The 6076-nt window shown below is 64.4% G+C and carries 7 protein-coding genes; all 7 read right to left on the bottom strand.

The features are described from left to right. Window positions 1-727: HK97 family phage prohead protease (locus tag HMPREF7215_RS03400; RefSeq protein ID WP_198004545.1), on the bottom strand; the 727-nt coding region annotated here is incomplete at its 3' end. After that, window positions 645-2174 carry a phage portal protein gene (locus HMPREF7215_RS03395; protein ID WP_009164246.1) on the bottom strand — a complete coding sequence of 510 codons (1530 nt, stop codon included), beginning with the start codon at window positions 2172-2174 and terminating at the stop codon, window positions 645-647. The genes HMPREF7215_RS03400 and HMPREF7215_RS03395, both read right to left, overlap by 83 nt. Then, window positions 2159-2371, bottom strand: coding sequence for a hypothetical protein (locus HMPREF7215_RS03390; protein ID WP_009164245.1), 213 nt, complete (start codon window positions 2369-2371; stop codon window positions 2159-2161). The genes HMPREF7215_RS03395 and HMPREF7215_RS03390 overlap by 16 nt, the downstream gene beginning before the upstream one ends. 98 nt (window positions 2372-2469) lie before the next feature. After that, a complete protein-coding gene (locus HMPREF7215_RS03385) occupies window positions 2470-4296 on the bottom strand; it encodes a terminase gpA endonuclease subunit (RefSeq protein ID WP_009164244.1) in 1827 nt (608 codons plus the stop codon). Next, entirely contained in the window at window positions 4181-4837 is a 657-nt protein-coding gene (locus HMPREF7215_RS12335; protein ID WP_050768865.1) for a hypothetical protein, read from the bottom strand. The genes HMPREF7215_RS03385 and HMPREF7215_RS12335 overlap by 116 nt, the downstream gene beginning before the upstream one ends. A 293-nt stretch (window positions 4838-5130) precedes the next feature. Beyond that, window positions 5131-5808 (bottom strand): tyrosine-type recombinase/integrase, encoded by a 678-nt coding sequence (locus tag HMPREF7215_RS03375; protein ID WP_009164242.1) that lies wholly within the window; start codon window positions 5806-5808, stop codon window positions 5131-5133. Next, window positions 5805-6035: a hypothetical protein gene (locus HMPREF7215_RS13085; protein ID WP_009164241.1), complete on the bottom strand. Its 231-nt coding sequence runs from the start codon at window positions 6033-6035 to the stop codon at window positions 5805-5807. Before HMPREF7215_RS13085 ends, HMPREF7215_RS03375 begins: the two co-directional genes overlap by 4 nt. Window positions 6036-6076: the final 41 nt, after the last annotated feature.

Below are 6076 nucleotides of genomic sequence, written 5' to 3'. Positions count from 1 at the left end.
GCGCGGCGGCCGGCGCGGGGTTCTGCTCCGAAGGCGCGGGGTTCTGCGCTGCGGGGGCGGAGTTCCGTTCCGCCGAAGCGGGATTCTGCGCCGCCGAGGCGGCGTGAGTGTGGTCCTGATTTCTTTCTTCCATGTCGTTTTCCTCCATGCCGATGCTGCGTCCCACGCCGACGTTGGCGTCGGCCGGGACGGTGACGATAGAGATCTCCAGCGGCTCCCACTTGCGGGCGATCATGGCGGGGCCGGTGACGCCGTTCTGCGTGACGCCGCGGGCGATTCTCTCCCATTCGCTGACCTTGTAGCCGACGGAGACGCCGCGCAGAAAGCCGGATTTGACCTTCCGAAAAACGCGTTCGGCCTCTTCGTCGCCGTCGAAGGTGATACGGGCGCGTCCCTTGCGGGCGGCGCCGTCGAGCCAGACTCTTTCGATTCGCGCCACGGGCAGCGTGCGGCTGTCGTGGTTGAACAGGACGACGCCGACGCTTCGCAGCCGTTCGAGCGACGGGGCGCCTTCCGAATGGTCGAGGATTTCCCCGTATTCTTCGTCGTTCAGCCAGTCGTACCGCATGACGGGCTGCTCGGAAGAAAAGGAAAGTTCGACGCTCCGGCCTTCCGCCCCGACCGCCTCGACGGCGGTCTCGCGTCTATGCGTCGTCGCCGGGCTCAGGTATTGTTCCATCCGCTGCCGCGCCTGTTCCGGCGTCGGAAGGGGTGCTGCCTGGTTCATGATGATCTCCTCCTGTGTTCAATCCGATTTCGGCGATGAAGTCCTGCTCGGCTTTGCGCTGACGCAGCACTTCCTGCCAATCCTTGCCTTCGTAGCCGCAGACTTCCTGCAGCGTGGTGGTACCCAGCTGCAGGCCCTTCTCGGCGGCGGCGGCTTCCTTCTGCGGGTCCACCCACGACCAGCCGGGACGCACCCAGCGGACTTTGCGGTATTTGTCCCGGGCGCCCCAATAACCGGGGATCGTCACGAGCCCGTTCAGCACCATGGCGTCGAGCCAGGCGGCGTACACGGGCGCGCAGAAGGTCTCGACGACGTCTCTCTGGTATTCCTCGTAGGTCTTGATGTCCTGCAGGCGGCCTTCGCGGATGCTCGAATAATTCACCTGCGACAGGTCGCGGCTGACGGCTTCGTAGCTCAGCCCCATGCCGACGCCGACGAAGCGTTCGATGACGGAGACGAAGCCGCCGGCGGCTTCGTTGGGGCGGCCGGGCTGCGGGAAGTTCACTTCTTCTCCTTGCTTCAGGTAATTGAGGGAACCGAGCTGGATCGTTTCGATGGGGGCGCCGTTGGCGTCGCGGGCTGGGGCGCGCCCGATGCGGGCGGCGCCGGTCTCCGTCTTGACGACGCCGGTCATGGAGCCGGCGATGCGGGCGGCCTTGAGTTCGCTGTCGACGTATTCGCCGATGTCGCGGATCGACTCCATCGATCCGGCCAGTTCGGACACGCCGCGGAGCTGCGGGGCGCGGGTGCGGTCGTAGCCGTGCACGACGCGCTCGGCCGGCACGCGGATCGTGCGCGCGGATTCGAGCGGGTCCATGCGGAAGTGATAGGCCAGCGGGCGCATGAACTCGTCTACTTCCACGCCGCCGAAGACTTTGTGTCCGTCCTTGGTTTGGAAGACGTCTTCGGCCAGCAGATCGGGCTCGATCATCTGCAGGGCGACGGGGTACGCTCCGCCTTCGGGCGGGGCGACGACGATCACGAAGACGTCGCCGTCGACGATGCGGCGGCGCAGGTAGAGTCTTTGAAAGTCCGGGAACGAGGACGCGCCGGCGACGTCGCAGAATCGCCGCTGGCTCCAGTCGGCCCACAGCTCGGCGATGCGGCGGTTGAGGGCGTCGTTGCTCCTGCCGCTGCGGCTGGTGACGTCGGGCTGGGGGGCGATACCCGCGCCGACGACGTTGCGTTCCAGACCGCGCAGCAGGCCGCGGACGATGCCGTTGTTGCGTTCCAGATCGCGAGCGCGGCCGCGGATCAGCGTGCGGTAGGGGCGGTCGGTGTTCTCGCTCGACAGGCTGCCGGGCGGGAACCAGGACGCGCCGAAGCGGTCGGTGCGCGCGGCGTCGTAATAGCGTTTCTGTTCTTCCCTCCAGGCCATGCGCCGGCAGAACGCCTGCGGCGAAAGCCAGCCGATCAGGCGGTCGAGGGCGTTCATCTTCCCGGCCATCGCGCCAGGCTCCTTCCGCCGTTGGTGGTCAGTTCGGCCAGCTCTCCGTAAAGCCGCCGGCGTTCCGCCAGCAGCTCGCCGAGGTTGGCCTTGGTCACGCTGCGGCCGCCGACGGCGTAGGACTGCGCGCCGTCGTAGATGGCCTGGATGGCCTTGGTCAGCAGTTCGATCTCGGCGCGGATCTCGAGTTCGTCCATCTTCTTTCGTCACCTCGTTCGTATTGTGCTTCGATCCCCCGCTGGGGGCTCGCCGCGCCCGGCGGACTGTTCGGAATTTCCGAACGGTCCGCGGCGCGTCAATTCTCTTCGCTCAGGTGCCGCACGCCCATGCGTTCGGCCGCGGCGGTGGCGTAGACTTCGCAGTCGAGATAGTGGTTGGGGACGTGCTCGGCGACGAGCTGCCAGACTTCGCGCATTTTGCCGTTGCCGCCGCGTTCGAGGACTTTGTGCTCGGCGCAGATCATGTCGGCGTACTCGCGCGAGACGCCCTCGAAGACGTTCCAGCTGCCGGGCGATCCGGCGGGACGCTGGATGCGGCCGTGGATGAAGTTCTTGTAGTAGGCGCCGTCGACGACGAACAGTTTCATACCGCCGAACTCGGGCTTTTCGATGGCACTTTCGACGAGCGGCGCGCGGGCCAGCGGGGCGCTGCTGCCCTTGGACGGGTAGGCCACTTCGGGGCGCAGCGCGCAGTACTCGTAAACTTCGGCGGTTTTGTACCCCGAATCGACGAAGCAGAGGTTGACGAGCATCTCGTCGCCGTCGTCGACTTTGTAGGGGCGGTCGAGGACGCGGTCGACGTCGGTCCAGGTCTCGACGCGGTCGTAGTCGACGAGCCAGGAGGTGAGGCGCGGCCCCCAGGCGCGCACGACGTAGTACATGCAGTCCTGCTGCACGTCCACGCCGCAGGTCAGCAGCTGCGCGTCCCGCGGCACGACGTTCTGCTCGTAGGGTTGCTGCAGGGCCATAACGGCGTCGCTGCGCATGGTGGCGGCTTTCGGGGTCCAGGGCAGAGCCAGCCAGCCGTTCTGGAAGTTCATGAAGGAGAGGACATCGTTCTTGGCGTGCAGAAACTTCTGCGCGATCTGCCCAAAGGTCAGCCACGGCGAATAGATGGAACCGATGTTGTAGCCTACGGATTCGGGGCGCTGCGGGGCGGCGAAGTCTTCGACCCATTCGCCGTCTTCCCGCCGCGTCACGGGACGCCATTCGCCGCCCCGCAGCATGGCGTACTTCATCATGTCGTCGATGCGGCAACGGCACGCGGGGCACTCGTACCACGCTTCGCCGGCGACGCGGGCTTCGCGCTCGCGCGGCGGCAGTTCGTTCAGCTCTTCCGGCCACTTGACGCCGGACAGTTCCAGGGTGATCATCTCGCCGCAGTGCGGGCAGGGGACGAAGTAGCGCTTCTTCACCCGCGCGGCCAGGAAGTTCTGCCAGATGGCGCCGGAGACGACGGTAGGCGAGCTGGCCATGACCTGGCGGCTGTTGGCGAAGTTCTTGGTGCGCTCGGCGGCGAGATCGATGGGGTTGGCGTCGCCGCCGGAGCGGTCGGGGAACTTGTCGATCTCGTCGTAGAACAAATAACGGATGGGACGGCTGGCGAGCTTGGAGGGGCTGTTCGCGCCGACGAGAGCGAGATACATGCCCTGCAGCTGCAGTTCGAGGATCTCGCTGTCGTCGATATTCCACTTTTCCAGCAGCGCCGGCGAGTTGATCAGCATCGGGGCGATGCGGTTCTTGCTGATGCTTTTGGCCAGCTGGTCGGTGGGATAGACGAGCAGCGTCGCGCCGGGATCCTGGTCGATGACGTAGCCGATCAGGTTGAGGATGCATTCCGACTTGCCCAGCTGCGTGCCGAAACACAGCACCATCTTCTTCAGGCGGCGGTCGCGGAAGTTGTCGAGGATTTCGCGCAGGTACGGCGTGCGGGCAGTCTTCCACGGTCCCGGCATGGGCGAGGAAGCGGCGTCGAGGACTCTGTTCCGGTCGGCCCATTCCGAGACGTCAATCTTCTTCGGCGGAACCAGCGCCCTCAGTTCGCGCGGCGTCCAGAGCCGCGGACGGCGCGCGGGGCGTGAAGGGGCCTTCGCGGCTCCACGTTTCAAGGGTCGTTCTGACAAATTCCTCGCTCACCTCCTCCACCAGCGCGCGCGTATCGTCGGCGGTAAAACGGAATCCCAGCTCGTTGGGCAGACCGAGCATCGCGGCGCGCAGTTCCACGCAGCGGCCGATCCATTCGCGGTACATGTCCGCGCGGCTGATCAGCTCGCCGCGGCGTTCGTCGAGATCGAGCTGCGCCTTGTCGGCCTTCGCCTGGCGCTCCTCGGTCTCGGCCTTGAGCTTGCGGTACTCCAGTTCTTTGACGCTGGCCGACTCGTCGGGATTGCTTTTCAGATAGGCGATATAGGCGAGAACGCAGTCGCGCATCGGATACCGCCCCTTCTCGTCGCGCGGCAGGATCCCCTGCTGCGCCAGCTGCCTGACGCGCCGGTCGGTCATGCCGAACAGGTCGCCCAGTCGCGGACTCGTGAGCGCCGGCCAGCCGGCGTTGGCAGCCCAACCTCCCGATCGCGAACCTTTGAGCGCCGGTCGGCCGGCGTCGGCGGACAGTACGCCGCAATCCGCGTTTCTTTTCGGTGTAAACTCTGGTTTCGTCGCCAAAATATTCACTTCCAGTTATCATTTTTAGCGGAAATGGCCGATTTTTCGCTTCCGCACGTCCGAATTTCGAGCCTCTTCCGACCCGCGGGCAAATTTCCGCCGGAAGGACCCGCGCTCACCACCTTACACCTTGCCTTGACTGCGTTTGAGCTCGGTCGCTCAAGACGCTCGAAATCACCTCGAACGTCATTTATCTATACTTATGTGACGTTCGCAAAGCGCCGCTCGAAGCAGACGCCGACGAAGCGCGACGAAGTTGCGCCTGTTTCGGAAATCGACTTATCCACAAAACTTCATAAAATATGGCTGTCAACGCATTTTTTTCGCGCTTTCGCCATTTCCGCCACGGCCCTTTTGTTGCCAAAATCTACACGCCTGAAAATGAGGTCGAGTTGTTCGTGCGGGATGCACGCATAGCGATGCGTCGTCTCCACGCTGTCATGTCCGAACTCCTTCTGGAGCACGTCGACGCGGATGCCGTTTCGCCATGCCTGATAAGCGTAAGTCTTGCGTAAGCTATGCGCGGCGATGCAGCGAGTCTTGCGCGCGATGCCGATTTTGCGCGCCGCTTCGCTGATGACGCGCGAGATTCGTTCGCGCGACAGGGCGCGACAGTTCCCTTTTCGGTCGCGCTTGCGCGAGAGGATCAGCGGCGTCGCCGGCGAATAGTCGTCGCGTTTCTTCAAGGCGCGGACGTGAACGCGCAAAATCTCTTTCATCTTATCGGTTACGGGAATGTCGCGCGTTTTACCCGTCTTCCGTTCGCGGATTTGAACTCTTTCGACGATCTGAATGCGACTGCCATCCCCCGCCACCACGTCGCCGACGTTCAGCGAGACGATGTCCGAGGCGCGCAATCCCCAATTGATGCCGATGCAGCACGCCACGTAGTAGACGCTGTTCCACTCGCTCATGTACCGCAGGAAGCGATTGACCTCCTGCTCCGTTCGCAGCGGATCGGTGCGCTTCATTTCAGGATCGCCCTGCGAAGCCGTCTCGGCGTCCACCCTGCCCGCGCTCGGACAGCCGCCCATTCCACCATGAGACCGCGGTCTTCGCGATCGATGCGGCAGATCGCGACGGCGCCGTACGACGGCGGCCAATGCGTCGCTTCGACGACGTCGATCCAGTATCTGCGGCGCCGGGCGTCCCACGTCGCATAAAGGATCAGCTCGTTTCGTTCGGCCGTTTCGCCCACCGCCTTTCCAATCCCAAAAGTCTTACGATTGCCGCTTGACA

It is taken from the genome of Pyramidobacter piscolens W5455, from assembly GCF_000177335.1.
Taxonomy (GTDB): Bacteria; Synergistota; Synergistia; order Synergistales; family Dethiosulfovibrionaceae; genus Pyramidobacter; species Pyramidobacter piscolens.
The sequence above is the reverse complement of the archived record's forward strand: the minus strand, read 5'-3'. Positions and strand labels throughout refer to the sequence as shown.